Source organism: Pseudomonas sp. GW821-FHT09C08, assembly GCF_059418125.1.
The window spans coordinates 215907-235068 of the sequence record NZ_JBWKPG010000001.1 but is presented as its reverse complement, the minus strand read 5'-3'; the positions used below and the strand labels follow the sequence as shown (position 1 = coordinate 235068).

The 19162-nt window shown below is 64.2% G+C and carries 18 protein-coding genes; 9 read left to right on the top strand and 9 right to left on the bottom strand.

All coding sequences use genetic code 11. The annotated features are described in order from the left end of the window. The first annotated feature begins 36 nt into the window (after nucleotides 1–36). The gene (locus AC07OJ_RS01020) at nucleotides 37–639 is read left to right on the top strand and encodes a glutathione S-transferase family protein (RefSeq protein ID WP_495093695.1); all 603 of its coding nucleotides are present in this window, start codon (nucleotides 37–39) and stop codon (nucleotides 637–639) included. Nucleotides 640–657: 18 nt separating this feature from the next. Here the strand turns inward: AC07OJ_RS01020 and AC07OJ_RS01015 are convergent, their stop codons facing one another. Further along, entirely contained in the window at nucleotides 658–1425 is a 768-nt protein-coding gene (locus AC07OJ_RS01015) for an SDR family NAD(P)-dependent oxidoreductase (RefSeq protein WP_106804404.1), read from the bottom strand. Nucleotides 1426–1562: 137 nt separating this feature from the next. Here AC07OJ_RS01015 and AC07OJ_RS01010 point away from each other — a divergent pair, with 137 nt between their 5' ends. Continuing rightward, on the top strand, nucleotides 1563–2711 hold the full coding sequence (locus AC07OJ_RS01010) for an aldose epimerase family protein (RefSeq protein WP_495093694.1): 1149 nt from the start codon (nucleotides 1563–1565) through the stop codon (nucleotides 2709–2711). Nucleotides 2712–2813: 102 nt separating this feature from the next. Here AC07OJ_RS01010 and AC07OJ_RS01005 read toward each other — a convergent pair whose 3' ends face one another. The 5 genes from AC07OJ_RS01005 to AC07OJ_RS00985 are packed head-to-tail and all read right to left on the bottom strand — an operon-like array spanning nucleotide 2814 to nucleotide 8658. Further along, nucleotides 2814–3818 (bottom strand): substrate-binding domain-containing protein, encoded by a 1005-nt coding sequence (locus tag AC07OJ_RS01005; protein ID WP_065905809.1) that lies wholly within the window; start codon nucleotides 3816–3818, stop codon nucleotides 2814–2816. Between the two features lie 37 nt (nucleotides 3819–3855). Continuing rightward, on the bottom strand, nucleotides 3856–4719 hold the full coding sequence (locus tag AC07OJ_RS01000) for an SMP-30/gluconolactonase/LRE family protein (protein ID WP_495093693.1): 864 nt from the start codon (nucleotides 4717–4719) through the stop codon (nucleotides 3856–3858). 20 nt (nucleotides 4720–4739) lie between these two features. Then, nucleotides 4740–6320, bottom strand: a complete 1581-nt coding sequence (locus AC07OJ_RS00995) for an aldehyde dehydrogenase (NADP(+)) (protein WP_495093692.1) — start codon at nucleotides 6318–6320, stop codon at nucleotides 4740–4742. Nucleotides 6321–6330: 10 nt separating this feature from the next. After that, nucleotides 6331–7320, bottom strand: a complete 990-nt coding sequence (araD1, locus tag AC07OJ_RS00990) for an AraD1 family protein (RefSeq protein ID WP_120448188.1) — start codon at nucleotides 7318–7320, stop codon at nucleotides 6331–6333. Nucleotides 7321–7335: 15 nt separating this feature from the next. Then, entirely contained in the window at nucleotides 7336–8658 is a 1323-nt protein-coding gene (locus AC07OJ_RS00985) for an MFS transporter (protein ID WP_065905801.1), read from the bottom strand. A 192-nt stretch (nucleotides 8659–8850) separates the two neighbouring features. On the opposite strand from AC07OJ_RS00985, the gene AC07OJ_RS00980 reads away from it, so the two are divergent. From AC07OJ_RS00980 to AC07OJ_RS00955, 6 genes are all read left to right on the top strand, one after another. Next, nucleotides 8851–10587 carry an IlvD/Edd family dehydratase gene (locus AC07OJ_RS00980; RefSeq protein WP_106804410.1) on the top strand — a complete coding sequence of 579 codons (1737 nt, stop codon included), beginning with the start codon at nucleotides 8851–8853 and terminating at the stop codon, nucleotides 10585–10587. A 47-nt stretch (nucleotides 10588–10634) separates the two neighbouring features. Beyond that, on the top strand, nucleotides 10635–11357 hold the full coding sequence (locus tag AC07OJ_RS00975) for a FadR/GntR family transcriptional regulator (RefSeq protein WP_065905797.1): 723 nt from the start codon (nucleotides 10635–10637) through the stop codon (nucleotides 11355–11357). A 258-nt stretch (nucleotides 11358–11615) separates the two neighbouring features. Next, nucleotides 11616–12986, top strand: a complete 1371-nt coding sequence (locus AC07OJ_RS00970) for an MFS transporter (RefSeq protein ID WP_495093691.1) — start codon at nucleotides 11616–11618, stop codon at nucleotides 12984–12986. 56 nt (nucleotides 12987–13042) lie between these two features. Continuing rightward, complete coding sequence (locus tag AC07OJ_RS00965; protein WP_495093690.1) at nucleotides 13043–14008, top strand: LysR family transcriptional regulator; 966 nt, start codon at nucleotides 13043–13045, stop codon at nucleotides 14006–14008. Beyond that, nucleotides 13995–15407, top strand: coding sequence for an aspartate ammonia-lyase (locus tag AC07OJ_RS00960; RefSeq protein WP_495093689.1), 1413 nt, complete (start codon nucleotides 13995–13997; stop codon nucleotides 15405–15407). The genes AC07OJ_RS00965 and AC07OJ_RS00960 overlap by 14 nt, the downstream gene beginning before the upstream one ends. A 61-nt stretch (nucleotides 15408–15468) precedes the next feature. Then, complete coding sequence (locus tag AC07OJ_RS00955; protein ID WP_495093688.1) at nucleotides 15469–16146, top strand: SOS response-associated peptidase; 678 nt, start codon at nucleotides 15469–15471, stop codon at nucleotides 16144–16146. Between the two features lie 10 nt (nucleotides 16147–16156). Here the strand turns inward: AC07OJ_RS00955 and AC07OJ_RS00950 are convergent, their stop codons facing one another. Continuing rightward, on the bottom strand, nucleotides 16157–17248 hold the full coding sequence (locus AC07OJ_RS00950) for an NADH:flavin oxidoreductase/NADH oxidase (RefSeq protein ID WP_201144010.1): 1092 nt from the start codon (nucleotides 17246–17248) through the stop codon (nucleotides 16157–16159). Nucleotides 17249–17326: 78 nt separating this feature from the next. Between AC07OJ_RS00950 and AC07OJ_RS00945 the strand changes: the two genes are divergently transcribed. Next, the gene (locus AC07OJ_RS00945; protein WP_120448182.1) at nucleotides 17327–17638 is read left to right on the top strand and encodes an ArsR/SmtB family transcription factor; all 312 of its coding nucleotides are present in this window, start codon (nucleotides 17327–17329) and stop codon (nucleotides 17636–17638) included. Between the two features lie 7 nt (nucleotides 17639–17645). On the opposite strand, the gene AC07OJ_RS00940 is transcribed toward AC07OJ_RS00945, so the two are convergent. Together AC07OJ_RS00940 and AC07OJ_RS00935 are read right to left on the bottom strand one after the other, a co-directional pair. Further along, nucleotides 17646–18104, bottom strand: coding sequence for a metallophosphoesterase family protein (locus AC07OJ_RS00940; RefSeq protein ID WP_495093687.1), 459 nt, complete (start codon nucleotides 18102–18104; stop codon nucleotides 17646–17648). Next, the gene (locus tag AC07OJ_RS00935) at nucleotides 18101–19153 is read right to left on the bottom strand and encodes a GGDEF domain-containing protein (protein WP_495093686.1); all 1053 of its coding nucleotides are present in this window, start codon (nucleotides 19151–19153) and stop codon (nucleotides 18101–18103) included. The genes AC07OJ_RS00940 and AC07OJ_RS00935 overlap by 4 nt, the downstream gene beginning before the upstream one ends. Nucleotides 19154–19162: the final 9 nt, after the last annotated feature.

Sequence of the window (19162 nt, the reverse complement as noted above, 5' to 3'; positions counted from 1 at the left end):
TCTTCGGTCCATCACCCTGGTAGCAATGGAGGCTCAATGAAACTGATCGGCATGCTGGACTCGCCCTACGTTCGCCGCGTGGCCATTTCCCTGGAGTTGTACGGAATCGACTTCGTGCATGAATCGTTGTCGGTGTTCCGCACCTTCGACGAGTTCGCGCAGGTCAACCCGGTGGTCAAGGCCCCTACGCTGGTGCTGGACGACGGCACGGTGTTGATGGACTCCAACCTGATCCTCGATTACCTGGAAGCGCTGGCCCCGGCCGGGAAAAAGCTGCTGCCCGAGCAGCCCACGGCACTCGCCCGGGACTTGCATGCGCTGGGCCTGGCGCTGGCGGCCTGCGAGAAAAGCGTGCAGATCGTCTACGAGCACAACCTGCGGCCAGCCGAGAAGTTGCATGCCCCCTGGCTTGAGCGCATCAGCGGCCAATTGCTTGCCGCCTATTCGCAGCTCGACAAGCACTTGGCCGACACTGACAGTGAGGCACTGACCCAGGCCTCGCTGACGGCGGCAGTGGCCTGGTCTTTCAGCCAGCTCACCGTGGCGTCGGTGGTGAAGGCGGATGCCTTTCCCCATGTGCGACGTCACGCCGAGCGGCTGGAACAGCATCCCGCCTTCAAGCAATACCCGATCGAGTAAGCCCTCAGGGGCATGCCATCAGACCCAGCCGCCGTCGACGATGAAGTTCTGCGCCGAGCACATCGCCGACGCGTCCGAGGCCAGGAACAACGCCATGTTGGCGATATGCTCCGGCAGCACGCTGCCCGGCAGGCACTGGCTGCGACTGATCAGGTCCCTGGCCGCATCGTCCACCCACATCGCCAGCTGCTTTTCGGTCATCACCCAGCCGGGCACCAACGTGTTGACGCGAATCCGGCTCGGCCCCAGCTCGCGCGCCAGGGCGCGGGTCATGCCATGCGCGGCGGCCTTGCTGGCGGCGTACACCGGGTAGCCGGCCGAGGCCATCATCCAGCCGACCGAACCGAGGTTGATGATCGACCCGAAGCCTGCGGCTTTCATCATCGGCACCACGGCCTTGGCAGCGAAAAAGGCGTGTTTGAGGTTGACGGAAATCAGTTTGTCGAAGGTAGCCGAATCGACCTCCTCCAGGGTGTGACGCACGTCATTTGCCGCGTTGTTCACCAGCACGGTGATCGGCCCCAGCGAGTGCTCGAAACGCGCGATGGCCGCCTTGTAGGCGATCTCGTCGGTGATATCGCAATGGCCGAATTCGACGCTGTGCCCCTGTGAAACGAGCAGCGCCGCCAGGCGCTCGCCCTGGCTTTGGGCGCGGTCGACAAACCCGACCCGAGCGCCCTGCGCAGCGAAGGCGCGCACCATGGACTCGCCGATCCCCGAAGCCCCTCCGGAGATCAGTACGACCTTGTCCCTGAGGTCGGGATAAACAGCCTGCTGGATACTCATATCGCGTTCGCCTCGCCTAATTAGTCTTATTTTATTTTGCAAATACGTGGTTAAAGGCTATAAATCTGCTGTCTCAACCACGAAATATCGCACATTAGTAGAACTATTCCGACAAAACAACAAAAGGAAGTTCGACCATGAAGCACCCTCGATACCTGCTCTCGGGCCTCGCCATGTCCCTGCTGGTTGCCAGCGGTGGCGCCCAGGCCGCAGGGCTCAGCAGCGAACACAAACCCTTCGGCAAAACCAACGACGGCACCGCCGTCGAACAGTACATCCTGCGCAACAGCCACGGCATGCAGGCCACGGTGATCACCTACGGCGGCGTGCTGCAGTCGCTGAAAGTGCCGGACAAACACGGCAAGGTCGAAGACGTGGTGCTCGGCTTCGACAGCGTCCAGGGCTATCAGGCCGGCACGGCGTTTTTCGGCGCAACCATCGGGCGCTTCGGCAACCGCCTGGCCGGTGGCACCTTTGAACTCGACGGCACGCGTTACCAGGTGCCGCTCAACGATGGCCCCAACTCGCTGCACGGTGGTGCCCAGGGTTTCGACAAGCACGTGTGGAAGGCCGAGCCGGTCAACGACAAGGGCTCTGTCGGGGTGAAGCTGAGCTACCTGTCCAAGGACGGTGAAATGGGCTTTCCCGGCAACCTGAAAACCGAGGTCACCTACCGCCTCAACGACAACAACGAGCTGCACATCGACTACCAGGCCACCACCGACAAACCCACGGTGCTCAACCTGACCAACCACAGCTACTTCAACCTGGCCGGCGCCGGCAACGGTGACATCCTCAAGCACGTCGCCACCTTGCATGCCAGCCACTACACGCCCGTCAATGCCACCTTGATCCCCACCGGCGAACTGGCACCGGTCAAAGGCACGCCGATGGACTTCCTGAAACCCACGCCGATCGGCCAGCACCTCAAGGACGATCACCCGCAGCTCAAGTTCGCCGAGCCAAAACAAGGCGGGTTTGACTTCAACTGGGCGCTGGATACCCGGGGCGACATCAAACAGCTGGCGGCCGACGTGCATGACCCGGCGTCGGGTCGGCGTCTGCAGCTGTACACCACCGAGCCCGGCGTGCAGTTCTATACCAGCAATTTCCTGGATGGGACGGTGAAGGGCAAAGCGGGCAAGACCTACGCGCACTGGAGCGGCTTCACCCTGGAAACCCAGCACTTTCCCGATGCGCCGAACCAGCCGGGCTTTGCCTCGACGCGCTTGGACCCGGGGCAAACCTACACCCAGCACACCGCGTTCAAATTCTCCGCCGATTAACCGCAGCAAGCGGGCCGGCTCGCGAAAGCGTGGTGTCAGTCACCCACGCCTTCGCAAGCCAGCCCGCTGCCACTGTTGATCGTCACGCGGTGCCGCCCAGCCTCAGTTCCACAAGCCGATTTTTTCCAGCTCCTGCTTGAAGTTCTCGCGGGTGATCAGGGTCACCTCGTCCATCGCGGTGTACTTCGGCGGCTCGGTGCCTTTGGTCACCCACTCGTACATCATCAGCGCAGTGTTGTAGCCCTCAATGTGCGGGCTGGGCAGCATCGAGCCGAAGAAACCGCTCTCGGCTTTCTTCAGTTCGCCGATGGCGTCGGTGCCATTGATACCGATGCCGATCACGTTGGCGGCCTTGAAGCCAGCGCTTTCGGTGGCGCGCACGCCGCCGAGCACGGTGTTGTCGTTCATGCCGCCGATGATCAGGTTTTTCGCGCCGCCGGGCAGCTTGACCAGGGCCGAGTTGGTGGCGTCCATGCTGCCTGGGACGTCGAGGGTCTTGGCGGCGGTGAACAGGATGTGATCCTTGGGCATGCCGGCATCTTCAAGAGACTTGACCGAGCCGTCGGTGCGCTTCTTGCCGGTGTCGAGTTCATTGAAGGTGTTGATCACCGCATAGGTGTCCTTCCAGTCCCAGCCGCGTTTTTTCGCCTCGGCGGCCATGGCCGCACCCTGCTTCTGGCCGACTTCGAAGGCCGCCATGCCGAGGTACGGCACGTCCTCCATGAAGTTGCCCTTGGCATCGACAAAGCGGTCATCCACGGCAATCACTTTCAGGCCATTGGCCTTGGCCTTGGCGACGATGGCCGGGCCCAGGGACACGTCCGGCGGGCAGATCACAAAGCCCTTGGCGCCGTTGGCCGCCAGGCTGTCGATGGCCGACAGGGTCTTCTCGCCATCGGGCACGGCGATCTTGATCACGGTGAAGCCATGTTCCTTGCCGGCTTTTTCGGCGAAGGCCCATTCGGTCTGGAACCACGGCTCTTCAGCCTGCTTGACCAGAAAACCGATCTTCACCTCTTCAGCGGCCAGCAACAGCCCGCTCAAGCTCAGGGCCGAGACCGCCACAGCGGCGCAGCACAGGGAACGCAAACCACGACGACGATTCATACGGTGACTCCTTGTTGTTGTTTTTGAATGTCTGGGGTTAACCGGCAAAGCGGTGACAGGGCTTGCCTGGCACGTCGACCTCGATGGCGAGTACCGCGCCATCGAGGGGATGATCCAAGGGGCTGGCGGCGCTGGTGATGTACAGCGTTGTCAGGTCGGGGCCACCGAACACGCAACTGGTCGGGCGGCTGACCGGCAGCTCGATGACGCGGTCCACCTGCCCGTCCGGCGTCAGGCGCAGCAGGCAGCTGCCGTCCCAGCGGGCGTTCCAGAGATAGCCTTCGACGTCCATCGCCGAGCCGTCCGGCCCACCACGCGCGTGCGGGCCGAACCACACCTGGCCCGGCTCGAGTTGGCCATCGGCCTGGATCGCGTGCCGGTACAGGGTGCCGTCCATGCTGTCGCCAAAATGCACCTGGCGACCGTCGTCGCTCCACAGCAAGGTGTTGGGAATACCCAGGCCGTGCAGCAGCGGCGTGACCTGCCCATCGGCGTCGATGCGAAACAGGCCACCGGAGCGACGGGTGATCGGCAGGTCTTCACCCTGCTCGCCGATATTGTTCTGCATGGTGCCCAGCCAGAGCCGGCCCTGGGCATCACAGCGCGCTTCATTGCCACGGTTGCCAGCTTGCGGGTCGGCCACGCACAGCAGGGTCAGGGCCTCGGTGGCCAGGTCGAGGCGATAGACCCCACTGCTCAAGGTCACCAGCGCATCGCCGCGTTCACACGGGATAAAGGCCGAGACATGCTCGGGCAACTGCCACACCTGCAGCTGCCCGCCCATCAGGCGCAGGGCCTGTTTGCCGGCGATGTTGACCCAATACAGCGCCTGGGTTGGTGCATCCCAGAACGGCGCTTCGCCCAATTGCGCACGGTGCGCGGTCACTGCGCTCAACGACATGAAACCTCCTGATCAGGGTTTTACAGCGACTCGCGTGATGGCGTGCCATCCACCAAGCGCTGGATACGCAACGGGTTGGCGTTTTTCAACGCGTCGGGCAGCAGGCTATCAGGGTAGTTCTGGAAGCACACCGGGCGCAGGAAACGCTCGATGGCCAAGGTGCCGACCGAGGTGCCCCGCGCGTCCGAAGTCGCCGGGTACGGGCCGCCGTGCACCATCGAATCGCAGACTTCGACGCCGGTCGGGTAGCCGTTGAGCAGGATGCGGCCGACCTTCTGTTCCAGCAACGGTGTGAGTTCGGCGAACTGTTGCAGGTCGTGCGGCTCGCCAATGATCGTCGCGGTGAGCTGGCCGTGCAGGCCTTGCAGGGCGGCACTGAGTTGGGCCTGGCCCGCGACTTCGACGAACACCGTGGTGGGGCCGAATACCTCTTCCTGCAGCACTTCGTCACCGTCAATCAGCAGGCGCACATCAGCCTTGAACAACTGCGGCTGGGCCTGATTGCCCGCCTGGGCACTGCCGGCCAGGTGCTGGATGCCGGGGTGCGCCAGGAGCTTGGCCAGGCCGTTGCCGTAGCTGCTCAAAGTGCCGGCGTTGAGCATGGTTTGCGCCGGCTGAGCGTCGATCAACTGCGCGACCTGCTGGGTGAACGCGGTGAACGCGGGCGAAGCAATGCCAATCACCAGGCCCGGATTGGTGCAGAACTGGCCGCAGCCTTGGACCACCGAGGCGGTCAGGTCGCGGGCGATGCTGTCCGCCCTGGCGTGCAACGCCTGCGGCAGCACGATTACCGGGTTGATGCTCGACATCTCGGCAAACACCGGGATCGGCTGCGGGCGCGCGGCCGCCATATCACACAAGGCGCGCCCGCCCTTGAGCGAGCCGGTAAAGCCCACCGCCTGGATTGCCGGGTGCTTGACCAGCGCTTCACCGACGCCGCCGCCGAAGATCATATTGAACACCCCCGCCGGCATCTCGGTGGCCTCGGCCGCGCGGAGGATGGCATCGGCGACGCGCTCGGCCGTCGCCATATGCCCGCTGTGGGCCTTGAACACCACCGGGCATCCCGCCGCCAAAGCCGCGGCGGTGTCACCGCCTGCGGTGGAAAACGCCAGGGGGAAATTGCTCGCGCCAAACACTGCCACCGGACCCAGTCCGATGCGGTACTGGCGCAAATCCGGGCGCGGCAAAGGCTGGCGCTGCGGCAAGGCCTTGTCGATACGCGCACCGTAGAAATCGCCGCGACGCAGCACCGTGGCGAACAGGCGCATCTGCCCGCTGGTCCGCCCGCGTTCGCCGTTGATCCGCGCGGCGGGCAATGCCGTTTCACGGCACACCAGCGCCACAAAGTCATCGCCCAGCGCGTCCAGCTCGTCGGCCACCGCCTCCAGGAACTGCGCGCGGCGCGCGGCACTCAACCCACGGTACGCCGGGTAAGCGGCCGCAGCGGCCTTGGCGGCGGCGTCGACTTCCTGCGGCGTGGCCTGGTAGAAATCCTGCGGCAAGGCTTCGCCGGTGGTTGCATCCAGGCTTTGCAGCGTGATGCTGCCGAGGGCGCTGCGCTGGCCGCCGATGTAGTTGTGGCCGAGGAACAGGGTCATGAAACTCTCCTTAAAGGCTGATGACGTGGCCGGGTTCGAATGCCGCGTCGGCGCTGCCGACACTGTTGACCAGCGGCGCGCCGAACTCGGCCTGGCTGATCTCGAACACATCGCCCGGTTGGGTACGTATACCGTCGGCGAATGACAGCGTGGCGGTGCCGAAGAAATGAATGTGCACATCGCCCGGCGTGAGGAATTGACGGTATTTGAAGTGGTGATACTCAAGATTGTCGAGGCTGTGGCACATATTCGCTTCGCCACTGAGGAATTCGTTCTGCCAGATCACCTCGCCGTCGCGCAGCAGGCGACTGGTGCCCGCCAGGTGCTGGGGCAACTCGCCCACGCGCAGCTCGGGACCGAAGCTGCAACTGCGCAGCTTGGAATGAGCGAGGTACAGGTAGTTCTTGCGCTCCATCACGTGGTCGGAGAACTCGTTGCCCACCGCAAACCCCAGGCGATAAGGCTTGCGGTCCGGGCCGATCACGTAGAGGCCGCCGATTTCCGGCTCTTCGCCGGCGTCGTCGGCAAACGGCGGCACCGGGAACGCCTGGCCGGGGCGCACGACAATGCTGCCGTCGCCCTTGTAGAACCACTCCGGCTGCACGCCCACCTCGCCGGCCGCTGGCTTGCCGCCCTCCACGCCCCATTTGAAGATGCGCATGGTGTCGGTCAAGGTGCTCTCGTCGCCGGCCTGGTGCATCTTGTCGCGCGCGGCGGCGCTGCCCAGGTGAGTCAGGCCGGTGCCGCTGATCAGCATGTGCGCGGGATCGGGATGATCCAGTGGCGGCAAAATCTTCAGGTCGGCCAGCAGTGTGGCGTAGTCGTAACGCTCACCCAGGCCCAGGCTATCCACCTGTTGCGCCAGGCCCACGCCAGCGTCGATGGCGGCCAGCGCCACCTCACGCACGCTGCGCGCGGTATTCACTTCGCGCACGTTGGCGCCTTCCACCACGCCGACCCGGCGCTCACCGTTGTGCAACTCGAACTGGACTAAACGCATGAAGCTTCTCCTCGATTAAGTACGTGTGGCGCCACGCGCACTGGCGGCAAACTGGTCGGCGGGCAGCGCATGCTTGCGCTCCAGCACGCGGTAGACCACGCCGGTCAAGACCAGCCCGAACACCATCACCGCGGACAAAAAGTACAGGCCCGACGCCAGGTTGCCGGTGTACTCCTTGAGCGCGCCGATCACGAATGGGCCGATGTAGCCGCCGAGGTTGCCCACGGAGTTGATCAAGGCAATCCCCGCCGCTGCACTCGCGCCGGCGAAAAAGCGCCCCGGCAAGGTCCAGAACACCGCCGTGCAGGAAAACAGCGCGAATGCTGCCAGGCTCAGCGCCGCCATTTGCAGCACCGGCGCACTCAGCCAGGCGCTGCAGAACAAGCCGATGGCACCGAGCACGTAGAGCACCGCCAGGTGGCCGTAGCGGTCGTTCAGGCGGTCGGAACTGCGCGGGATGATCAGCAGGCCGATGATCCCGAAAATGTACGGCACCGCCGAGATGAAACCGGTGACCAGGTCGCTGCCGCCGAACTGCTTGATCAGGGTCGGCAGCCACAGGCCCAGGCCATAGATGCTCAGGGTCACGGGCAGGTAGAACAGCGCCAGCAGCAACACGCGTTTGTCCTTGAGCGCGTGCAGCGGGTTGCCATGGCGGGTCTGGCCGTAGGCTTGCAGGTCCTTGGCCAGTTCACCGGTGAGCCAGGTTTTTTCGTCCTCGCTCATCCACTTGACCTGCTGGGGGCCGTCCGGCAAGTAGCGCAACACCGGCCAGGTGAGCAGGATCGCCGGGGTGCCGATCACGATGAACAGCCACTGCCAGCCGTGCAGGCCGAGGATGCCGTCCATGCCCAGCAGGCCGCCGGACACCGGGCCGGTGATCATCATCGCAATCGGCTGGGACAGGATGAACAGCCCCAGGATCTTGCCGCGATGGCGCACCGGGAACCACTGGGTGATGTAGTACAGCACGCCCGGAAAGAACCCCGCCTCCGCCGCGCCGAGCAGGAAGCGCATCACATAGAAACTGTGCGGACCTTGCACGAACGCCATGCCGATGGTGATCGCGCCCCAGGTGATCATGATCCGCGCGAACCAGCGCCGCGCACCGAAGCGGTCGAGCATCAGGTTGCTGGGGATCTCGAACAGGAAGTAGCCAATGAAGAACAACCCCGCGCCCAGGCCATAGGCGGCGTCACCGATGCCGACGTCGGCGCCCATGTGCAACTTGGCGAAGCCCACGGCGGAACGGTCCACGTAGGCGATCAGGTACAGCAGGATCAGGAAGGGAATCAGTTTCAGCGTGATGCGCCGAATAAGCCGCAGCTCCTGGCTCATGGGGGTCGATCTCCGATTGTTGTTTTTATAGAAGCTCGGGGGACGCCTCTCGCGAAAATCCGCCAGGGTCATACCTCAGTTGGATCGACTATATAGTATGACTATTTGCAAAACAACACTTCCAAAGCCGAGTCTTTGCGCTTATGTTTAAGCAAGCTTAGAACATATAGTCATACAATAAGAGAATCGATCATGCCTGACAAAAAGCCCGGCCTACGCTCTGCCCAGTGGTTTGGTACCGCCGACAAAAACGGCTTCATGTACCGCAGCTGGATGAAGAACCAAGGCATCGCCGACCATCAGTTCCATGGCAAGCCGATCATTGGCATCTGCAATACCTGGTCAGAGCTGACGCCGTGCAACGCGCACTTCCGCCAGATCGCCGAGCACGTCAAACGCGGCGTGATCGAGGCCGGTGGCTTCCCGGTGGAATTCCCGGTGTTCTCCAACGGCGAATCGAACCTGCGCCCCACGGCCATGCTCACCCGCAACCTGGCGAGCATGGACGTGGAGGAAGCGATTCGCGGCAACCCCATCGACGGCGTGGTGCTGCTGACCGGCTGCGACAAGACCACCCCCGCCCTGCTGATGGGCGCCGCCAGTTGCGACGTGCCGGCCATCGTGGTCACCGGCGGGCCGATGCTCAACGGCAAGCACAAGGGCCAGGACATCGGCTCGGGCACGGTGGTGTGGCAGCTCAGCGAACAGGTCAAGGCCGGCACCATTACCCTGGATGATTTCCTCGCAGCCGAGGGCGGCATGTCGCGGTCGGCGGGCACCTGCAACACCATGGGCACCGCGTCGACCATGGCCTGCATGGCCGAGGCGCTGGGCACGTCGCTGCCGCACAACGCGGCGATTCCGGCGGTGGATGCGCGCCGCTATGTGCTGGCGCATATGTCCGGCATGCGCGCGGTGGAGATGGTGCGCGAAGACTTGAAGCTGTCGAAGATCCTCACCAAGGCAGCGTTTGAAAACGCCATTCGCGTCAACGCGGCCATCGGCGGCTCGACCAACGCGGTGATCCACCTCAAGGCCATCGCCGGGCGCATCGGCGTCGAGCTTGACCTGGATGACTGGACCCGCATGGGCCGGGGCGTGCCGACCATCGTCGACCTGCAGCCGTCCGGGCGGTTCCTGATGGAGGAGTTCTACTACGCCGGCGGCCTGCCCGCGGTGCTGCGCCGCCTGGGCGAAGCCAACCTGATCCCGCACCCGAACGCGCTGACCGTCAACGGCAAGTCCCTCGGCGAGAACACCAAGGACTCGCCGATCTACGGCCAGGACGAAGTGATCCGCACCCTCGACAACCCGATCCGCGCGGACGGCGGCATCTGCGTGCTGCGCGGCAACCTGGCGCCCCTCGGTGCGGTGCTAAAGCCGTCGGCGGCGAGCCCCGAGCTGATGCAGCACCGGGGTCGCGCGGTGGTGTTCGAGAACTTCGACATGTACAAGGCGCGCATCAACGATCCAGAGCTGGAGGTGGATGCCAACTCGATCCTGGTCATGAAAAACTGCGGGCCCAAGGGTTATCCGGGCATGGCCGAGGTCGGCAACATGGGCCTGCCGGCCAAGTTGCTGGCCCAGGGCGTGACCGACATGGTGCGGATTTCCGATGCGCGCATGAGCGGCACCGCCTACGGCACGGTGGTGTTGCACGTTGCGCCGGAAGCCGCTGCCGGCGGGCCACTGGCCACGGTGCAGGAAGGCGACTGGATCGAACTCGACTGCGCCAACGGCCGCCTGCACCTGGACATCCCCGATGCCGAGCTGGCGGCGCGCATGGCGGACCTGGCGCCGCCGCAGAAGCTGATCGTCGGCGGCTATCGCCAGCTGTACATCGACCATGTGCTGCAGGCTGACCAGGGTTGCGACTTTGACTTCCTGGTGGGCTGCCGAGGTGCGGAAGTCCCCCGGCATTCCCACTAATTGGGATGCTATGATGCCGCCTATTTAGCCAGAGCATCTTCCCAGTCATGGATCACCAGCCGTCCAAGCCGCGCAAGAGCATGCATGCCCAGATCGTCCAGGACTTGGGCATGCACATCGTTTCCGGTCGCTTCAAGCCCGAAGAACGGCTGCCCATGGAGGCCACGCTCTGCGAGGAATACAAGGTCAGCCGGTCGGTCTTGCGTGAGGCGACCCGCGTGCTCAGCGCCAAGGGCCTGGTGTACTCCAAGCCACGGGTCGGCGCAGTGGTGCGGCCGCGGTTGAAATGGCACCTGCTCGACCCGGACGTGCTGTCCTGGCTGATGCAGACCACGCCACACAGTGAGTTCTTCAACACCCTGGCGGGCGTGCGGCGCATTCTCGAACCGGAAATCGCCGCCATGGCCGCGACCACCGCCACCGCTGAAGACATCGCCACCATCGAAAAAGCCTACCGGGGCATGGAAACTGCGCAGACCCACGAACAGCTGCTGCAGGCAGATCTGGACTTCCACCGCGCCATCGCCGACGCCACCCGCAACGACCTGCTCGCCTACATGTGCAACATGCTCTCGCTGCCGCTGCGCGAGTCGATCAACATCACCAACCGCCGCCCGGATATCCAGGGCCTGAGCCTGCCTCGGCACAAGGCGATTCTCACCGCGATCCAGAACCGCGACGCACTTGGCGCGCGGCATGCCTCGCTGGTGCAACTGGATGACACCCGTGTGGCGCTGGACACGGTCATGAATGTGCTGACCCCGCTTTAACCCCCTCTCCGCATACCGCGCGCGCCCCAACGAGGGCGCGAGCGATCTGCGCCCTTTTTAACTGGCCAAAAGCCCCCCGCTCGACCGCGCCGCCAACGCCGCGCAGGCCAGAGTTTCAAGAATCCCGGCGCCCAGTATCAGCTATCGTGATACTCATCAAGCGTCTGCTGATTTCGTGAAGTGACCGCCCTAGACTCCTGCTCAACCGATGCCCAGGCACCGGATCCCACACCTATAAAAATGCAAGGGGAGAGACGAATGAGTGGTCAAGTAGCGTTCGAAGACCTTCCGCTGAGCCGCTTCCATATCCGAACGGTGTTCAGCGGCACAGGCGGTCAGTTCAGTGACGGGTTCGTGCTGGGTATCATCGGCATCGCCGTGAGCATGGCGGCGGGGCCGCTGCAGTTGACCGCGCTCTGGATGGGCTTGCTCGGCGCCGCCTCGCTGGCGGGGCTGTTCCTGGGCAGCCTGTGCGCCGGGCCGATCGCCGACAGGTTCGGCCGACGCACGATTTTCGCCTGGGACATGCTGCTGTTCGCGGTGATTTCCGCTTCGCAGTTCTTCGTCACGTCCCCCGAGCAATTGCTCGCGCTGCGCCTGTTGCTCGGCCTGGTGCTGGGGTTCGACTATGTAGTGAGCAAGTCCCTGGTCACCGAGTTCGCCCCCCGCCGCTACCGTGGACGCTTGCTCAGCGTCCTGGCGGCGGCCTGGGCGGCGGGTTATGTGGCAGCCTACCTGGTCGGGTTTGCGATCCGCGATATCGGCCCGGATGCCTGGCGCCTGATGCTCGCCCTCAGTGGTGTCCCCGCCTTGCTGATCCTGCCGCTGCGCCTGGGCGTGCCGGAATCGCCCATCTGGCTGATGGCACGTGGGCGCAGCGAGGAAGCCCTGGCGATTGTGCGCAGCAAGTTCGGGCCGCACGTCTACCTGCCCGCCCCGGCTGCCCAGGCCAGCAAGCCCGGACAACAAAGCCGCTGGGGCGAGTTGTTCAGCCGACGCTGGCGCAAGAACACCCTGGTCGGTTGCGTGTTCTACACCTGCCAGGTGATTCCGTTCTTCGCCCTGGGCACCTTCGCCCCCAAGGTGCTGGAAGCACTGAATGTGCAGGACAAATTTGCCGGCGGCCTGGTCTACAACGTGCTGTTGCTGGTCGGTGCCCTGCTCGGCCTGCTGGTGATCGACCGCCTGTCGCGCCGGGTCTTCCTGGTCGGCACCTTCTACCTCAGCGCAGCCGGCCTGGCGGTGCTTGCCTACGCCGGCTTCGGCCCACTGGGCACCATCCTCGCCTTCGGCTTTTTTGCCTGCGTGATGGCGGCCGCGGTGAACCTGGAATTTGTCTACCCGCCGGAATTGTTCCCCACCCACCTGCGCGCCTCGGGGATCGGCCTGGCCGTGGCCGCCAGCCGCTTCGGCTCGGCGGTGGCGACCTTCCTGCTGCCCGTCGCGGTGCAGCAAGTCGGGGTGCACGCGGCGCTGGGCGTGTGCGTCGGCGTGCTGGTCGTCGGCGGCGTGTTCTGCCACCTGTTTGCACCGGAAACCAGCAAGGAAGACTTGTCGGGCGTCACGCCCGATACCGACCCAGGGTTATCGCCGGCGCTGTCCACACCCGTGGGGCGTACGCCGAAGTAACCGTTGAAGCGCGTCAGCGAGCGAGGATGAAGATGTCAGCGAACAGGCTTATCGACATGTATGCGGTCCAGGTGTTCATCGCGGTGGCCGAGGAAGGCAGCATGTCGGGCGCTGCAACGCGCATGGGCATTTCCCAGTCCGGGGTGTCGCAGATGGTGCGCCAGCTGGAAGACGAACTCGGTGTGGTGCTGGTCGACCGCACCACCCGCCCGCTGGCCCTGACCGCGTTCGGCGTGGCCTTGCGCAATCGCGGCTCGGTGTTGAGCGAGGAGTTGTCCCACCTCAAGGCCCAGGTGATCGACGCCGGGCGCGGCGTCAATCCGGACCTGCGCATCGGCCTGGTGGACTCCTTCGCCGCCACCTGCGGTTCGGTGTTCACCCGGCAATTGCTGGGCAAGGTGGCGCAGCGGTCGATTCGCACCGGGCTCAGCCCGCAACAAGGCGAGTCCCTGCTGCGCCGCGACCTCGACCTGATCGTCACCAGCGACCCGCTGATGGACGCCAACGACGTGATTCGCTACCGGCTGTTTTCAGAGAAGTACTTTGTGATCACGCCCAACCAGCTGCGCAGCGAGATCAACTCGATCGAGGATGTGCGCGCGCTGGCCAACGTGCTGCCGGTGGTGCGCTTCAACCGCATGTCCCAGGTGGGCCTGCAGATCGAGCGCCACCTGCGCAGCCTGAATGTGCGGGTGCCCAACCGCCTGGAACTGGATAACGCCGATGCGTTGACCTCGATGGTCGCCGAGGGCATCGGCTGGGCGGTCACCAGCCCGATGTGTTTTCTGCAGGCTGCTTCGTGGGTGGACAAAGTGACCGCGCACCTCACCCCGGACCTGCACCTGGAGCGCTCGCTGTACCTGGTGGCGCGACGTGATGAATACAGCGCCTTTTTCGCCGATGCCTGCGAAACGGCGCGCAATGTGATCCTCCATTCCTTCCTGCCCAGGCTCAAGGCCCTGGGCACAGGGGTGGAGGCGTTAATTCAAATAGAAGAAGGTGATGCTCGTGAGTACTTTTGATGCTGCCGCTGCACGACTGGAAACCGATTACGTCGGTGAAGTGCACATTCCCGCCGGCAAGTTGTATGGGGTCAACTCGGTACGCGGGTTCGATAACCTCAGCGTGTCACCGTTGACCATCGCCCACTACACGGCGTTTCGCGACGCCTTTGCCCAGTGCAAGTGGGCAGCCGCCCTGGCCAATCGCGGCTGCGGCGTTATTGCCCAGCCGCAGTGCGAGGCGATTGTGCAGGCCTGTGGCGAAGTGATCGCCGGCCGCTGCGATGACTCGCTGATCGTCGATCTGCTGGAAGGCTCCGGCGGCACCTCCACCAACATGAACTTCAACGAAGTCATCGCCAACCGCGCGCAGCAGTTGCTGGGGCACGCGGCGGGCTCATACGAGGTGGTGCACCCCAACGACCACGTCAATGCCTCGCAATCGACCAATGATGTCTACCCGGCGGCCCTGAAGATCGCCACCCACGCGATGCTCGGGCCGCTGATCGATGAAGTGGCCCAGCTGGCCGCCCGCTTCGACCAGAAAGCCGAGCAATTTGCCGATGTCCTGCACCTGGGCCGCACCTGCCTGCAGGACGCCCAGCCGATGCGCCTCGGCCAGCTGTTTTCCGGGTATGCCGCCCTCACCCATCGCCTCGGTGCGGAGCTGGCGGGCGTGCGCGAAAAACTGCGGACCCTGCCTCTGGGCGGCACCGCCATTGGCACCGGGTTCGGCGCGCCGGCGGCGTATCGCGCGTCGGTCTATCAGCATCTGGTGCAGATCACGGGCATCGAGTACCAGGCCCCGGAGAATGCCTTCGATGCCATGCAGAACATGGATGTATTTTCGCGGGTCTCCGCCGAACTGCGCACGTGCTCGGCATCCCTGGCCAAGATCGCTTCGGACCTGACCCTGCTGTCTTCCGGGCCGGTGGGCGGGATCGGCGAATTGAAACTGCCCGAGGCCCAGGCCGGCTCCTCGATCATGCCCGGCAAGGTCAACCCGGTACTGCCGATGGCGATGATCCAACTGAGCTTTGCAGTGATCGGCAACGATGCGGCAGTGGCGCAGGCGGTGCAGGCAGGCCAGCTGGAGATCAACCACTATGAGCCGCTGGTGGCGTCCCGCGTGTTCGACAGCATTGCGCTGCTGACCCAGGGCATCCAGCGGTTTCGCGAAAAGTGCATCAACGGGATCACCGCCGATACGTCGCGCAACGAGCAGCACCTGACCGCGTCGATGGCCGTCGCCACCGCCTTGGTGCCGCAGCTGGGCTACGCCCGCGTCAGCCAGCTGGCACGCCAATCGGTGGCACAGGGGCGTTCACTGCTGTCGATCCTGGAAGCGTCCGGGCTGATGAGCCAGGCCGAGGCCATGGCCGCAATCGAGCGCTCCTCGCGGCCGGTGTTCGAGGCCTGACACCCGTTGGGCCGTTACACCGTCAGCGTCTACGCTCAAGGCTTAGCCGGAGGGTTCAGCCATGTGCGGACGATTGACGCAGTACCGGGGCATTCATGACTTTGTCGCGGCCTTGAGCATGCCCAATGCCTGGGTCGATAACGCAGGCGACCAGGCGCGCTACAACGTCGCGCCGTCGACGCCGGTTGCGCTGTTGCACCTGGAGCAGGATGTGCTGCACGCCGATCGGGTGCGCTGGGGCTGGCGCCCGCATTGGGCCAGGGACCGTGCGGCGCCCATCAATGCCCGCGTGGAAAAAGTCGCCCAGGGGGCTTTCTTCCGCGCGATCTGGCCGCACCGCGCCATTGCGCCGGTAGACAACTGGTTTGAATGGGTGGACGAAGGCGGCCCGAAAAAGCAGCCCTACCTGATCCGTCGCCGGGACGGCGCGCCGGTGTTGTGCGCCGCCATCGGCCAACTGCCCGACGCCGATGAAGGCGCGGGCGAGCACGACGGGTTTGTGATCATCACCGCCGACAGCGCCGGCGGCATGGTCGACATTCACGACCGGCGGCCGGTGGTGCTCAATCCGGCACTGGCGCGTGAATGGCTCGACCCGGCAACGCCGCTAGCGCGTGCCGAGCAGTTGCTGCTGTTCCAGGGCGAACTCAGCGAAGTGTTTGAATGGTTCAAGGTGGGCACTGCGGTGGGCAATACACGCAACGACGGGCCCGGCTTGATTGAGCCCGTCGCCGGCTAGGCGGTTCGCCTCAGCGATAGCGTTCCAGCCAATGCGCGTAAGGCGCAGGCAAGGTCCAGGACGACTTCTCTACGCCCAGTTCCTTGGCGGCAAAGTAGGCCCAATGGGGATCAGCCAGGTGTGCTCGGCCGACCGACACCAGGTCCAGTTGGCCGGCCTGCAATGCGCCGTCTGCCAGTTGCGGGGTGCCAAAGCCCCAGGCCGAGGTCACCGGGATACCGGCTTCGCGGCGGACGCGCTCGGCGATCGGGCCCATGAACGCAGGCCCCCACGGGATGTTGGCGTCAGGGGTCGAGAAGCCCACGCTGACGCTCAGCAGGTCCAGGCCACCGGCCTTGAAACGACGGGCCAGTTCGATGGACTCGGTGAGGGTCTGTTCGTCACGGCCGTCGTATTCGATCACGCCGAAACGCGCGGTCAGCGGCAGGTTTTCCGGCCAGACTTCACGCACCGCCGCGAGGGTTTCCAGGAGGAAACGGCTGCGGTTGTCGAAGCTGCCACCGTAGGCGTCGGTACGCTGGTTGGAGTGCTCGGAGAAGAAGCTCTGGCCCAGGTAGCCGTGGGCGAAGTGCAGTTCGATCCATTCAAAGCCGGCGTCACGGGCACGGCGCGCGGCGTCGACGAAGTCCTGGCGCACCCGGGCGATGTCGTCCAGGGTCATGGCGCGTGGGACCTGAGGCAGGTTGGCACCGAACGCGATGGCCGACGGCGCGATGGTTTCCCAGCTGCGGGCATCGGAAGCCGGGATGTGGTCATCGCCTTCCCATGGGCGGTTGGCGCTGGCCTTGCGGCCGGCGTGGCCGATCTGGATGCCCGGCACGGAACCGGCGGCCTTGATGGCCTTGACCATCGGCACGAAAGCCTCGGCGTGGGCGTCGCTCCACAGGCCGGCGCAGCCAGGGGTAATGCGGCCTTCCGGCGCGACTGCCGTGGCTTCGACCACCAGCAGGCCGGCACCGCCACGGGCCATGCTGGCCAGGTGCACGTGGTGCCAGTCATTGACGATGCCGTCTTCGGCCATGTACTGGCACATTGGCGGAATGGCGATGCGATTGCGCAGGGTGACGTCTTTGAGGGTGTAGGGTTCGAACAAGGCGGACATGGGGAACTCCAGGAGCGAGTGAGTGATTCGATAGTTCGATGGTAATCGAACTATGGTATTCGATGATACCCCCCTGTTATGCTTCGTTTCATGCGAGCCTTTAAACACCCCACCCTTGAAGACCTGACACTCGAGCGCCTGCTCTACGCGCTGAGTGATCCGGTGCGCCTGGAAATCGTGCGGTGCCTGGCCAGTGTGCCGGAGGCTACCTGCGGTGAATTGGACGGCGGACGGCCGAAGTCGAGCATGTCCCATCACTTTCGCGTATTGCGCGACGCCGGCCTGGTGCAGACCCGCAGCGTCGGCACCACCCACATGAACTCACTGCGCGGGGATGTGCTGGAAAGCCGCTTCCCCGGCCTGCTTGAGTGCATCCTCGCGCAGCGTTGAGCGCCGGTCACTCCAGCAAGGCGATCAACCGCGGCTCGATAGCCGCCACCCCGACCTCCAGCACCGCCACCGTCACCGGCAACTTGAACCGCCGTCGCCCGGCACTGCCCGGATTCACATACAGCGTTGTGCCACGCCATTCGATCAACGGTTTGTGCGAGTGGCCGGTGATCACCAGCCGCGTGTGGGCCTCGAGCAACGCGGGGACGTCGGCGATGTCATGCACCACCAGCGTCTGCCAACCCAGCAAGTCGATAACCAGATGGTCGGGCACCTGCGCCGCCCACGCTGCGTGCTCGTCATTGTTGCCGCGCACCCCATGAACCGGCGCGATGCGCGCCAATTGCGCGAGAATCTCGGGGCTGCCGATATCACCGGCATGGATGATCTGCCCGCACCCTTGCAACGCCGCCACGGCTTCAGGGCGCAACAGGCCGTGGGTATCGGAAATCACGCCAACTTTCATGGAACCTCCTGGGGGTTGGACAGCCATGATGCGCGGCGAACAGGCATGCCATCCAGGTGCACGCAGTCTTTGCCATTGCGTTTGGAGGCATACAGATTGTGGTCGGCGCACTTGAGCACCGCCGACAGATCGGCGCCGGCGGTAAAGCGCGTCATGCCCGCACTGCACGTGTAGTCATGGGGCGGCGCGACACTTTCGCGAATGGCCTGCAGCAGGCGCAGGGCATATTCAGTGGCGATATAAGGATCATCGCCGACCAGCAAGACGCCAAACTCCTCGCCGCCAATCCTGCCAAAACTGTAACTGCCACGGGTGGATTTCAGGCAGGTGGCCATCGCGCAGAGGATCCGGTCGCCCACGTCATGGCCGAACTGGTCATTCTTCAACTTGAAACTGTCGATATCCAACATCATGAAGTAACCGGTCTCACCGGCTGCCAGCACTTTGGCGAAGCTCTCCATAAAGGCGCGTCGGTTCAACAGAGACGTCAGGTAATCGGTGTGTGCGAGTTCGCGAAACTCACTCTCGACCAGCAGCACCGAACGCAGATTATTCAAGTATGAGTAGCTCAGGATGAAGCCAACAGACACGGATGACAGGCAAAAAATCAACAGGTAAATCTCGATGCCCGCGTACAACCCCACGGGCACAGTGGGCCAGATCACGATCCAGACCAAGGCTGCGCACGTCAGAAAGTCCTGGGCCGTGATAAACAGTATGGCGCTGCTGAGCACCAGGGTCAGTGCCAGCGGCAAGGCAAACACTTGCAGCTCAAGGTTGGCGCGCATCACATAGGCAAAGCCAACGCTCAGCAACACCATGTAGGCAACGCCGAGCAGTCGCCACAAGTAAAAATTGGACACCACGCTGTGAAGCCTGCAGACCACCAGCAGGCACAGCGTGATCAGCAGTTTATCCAGGCCGAACGTCACCAGTGGGTCAGCCATCAACACGCCCAGCCAGGCGATAACGCCGATGACTTCGGCCTGTGAGATCGCCGGTGACAGTAGCCTTTGCATCCGTGGCCGCAGCTTCAAATTAGCCGGCATCCTTTCATT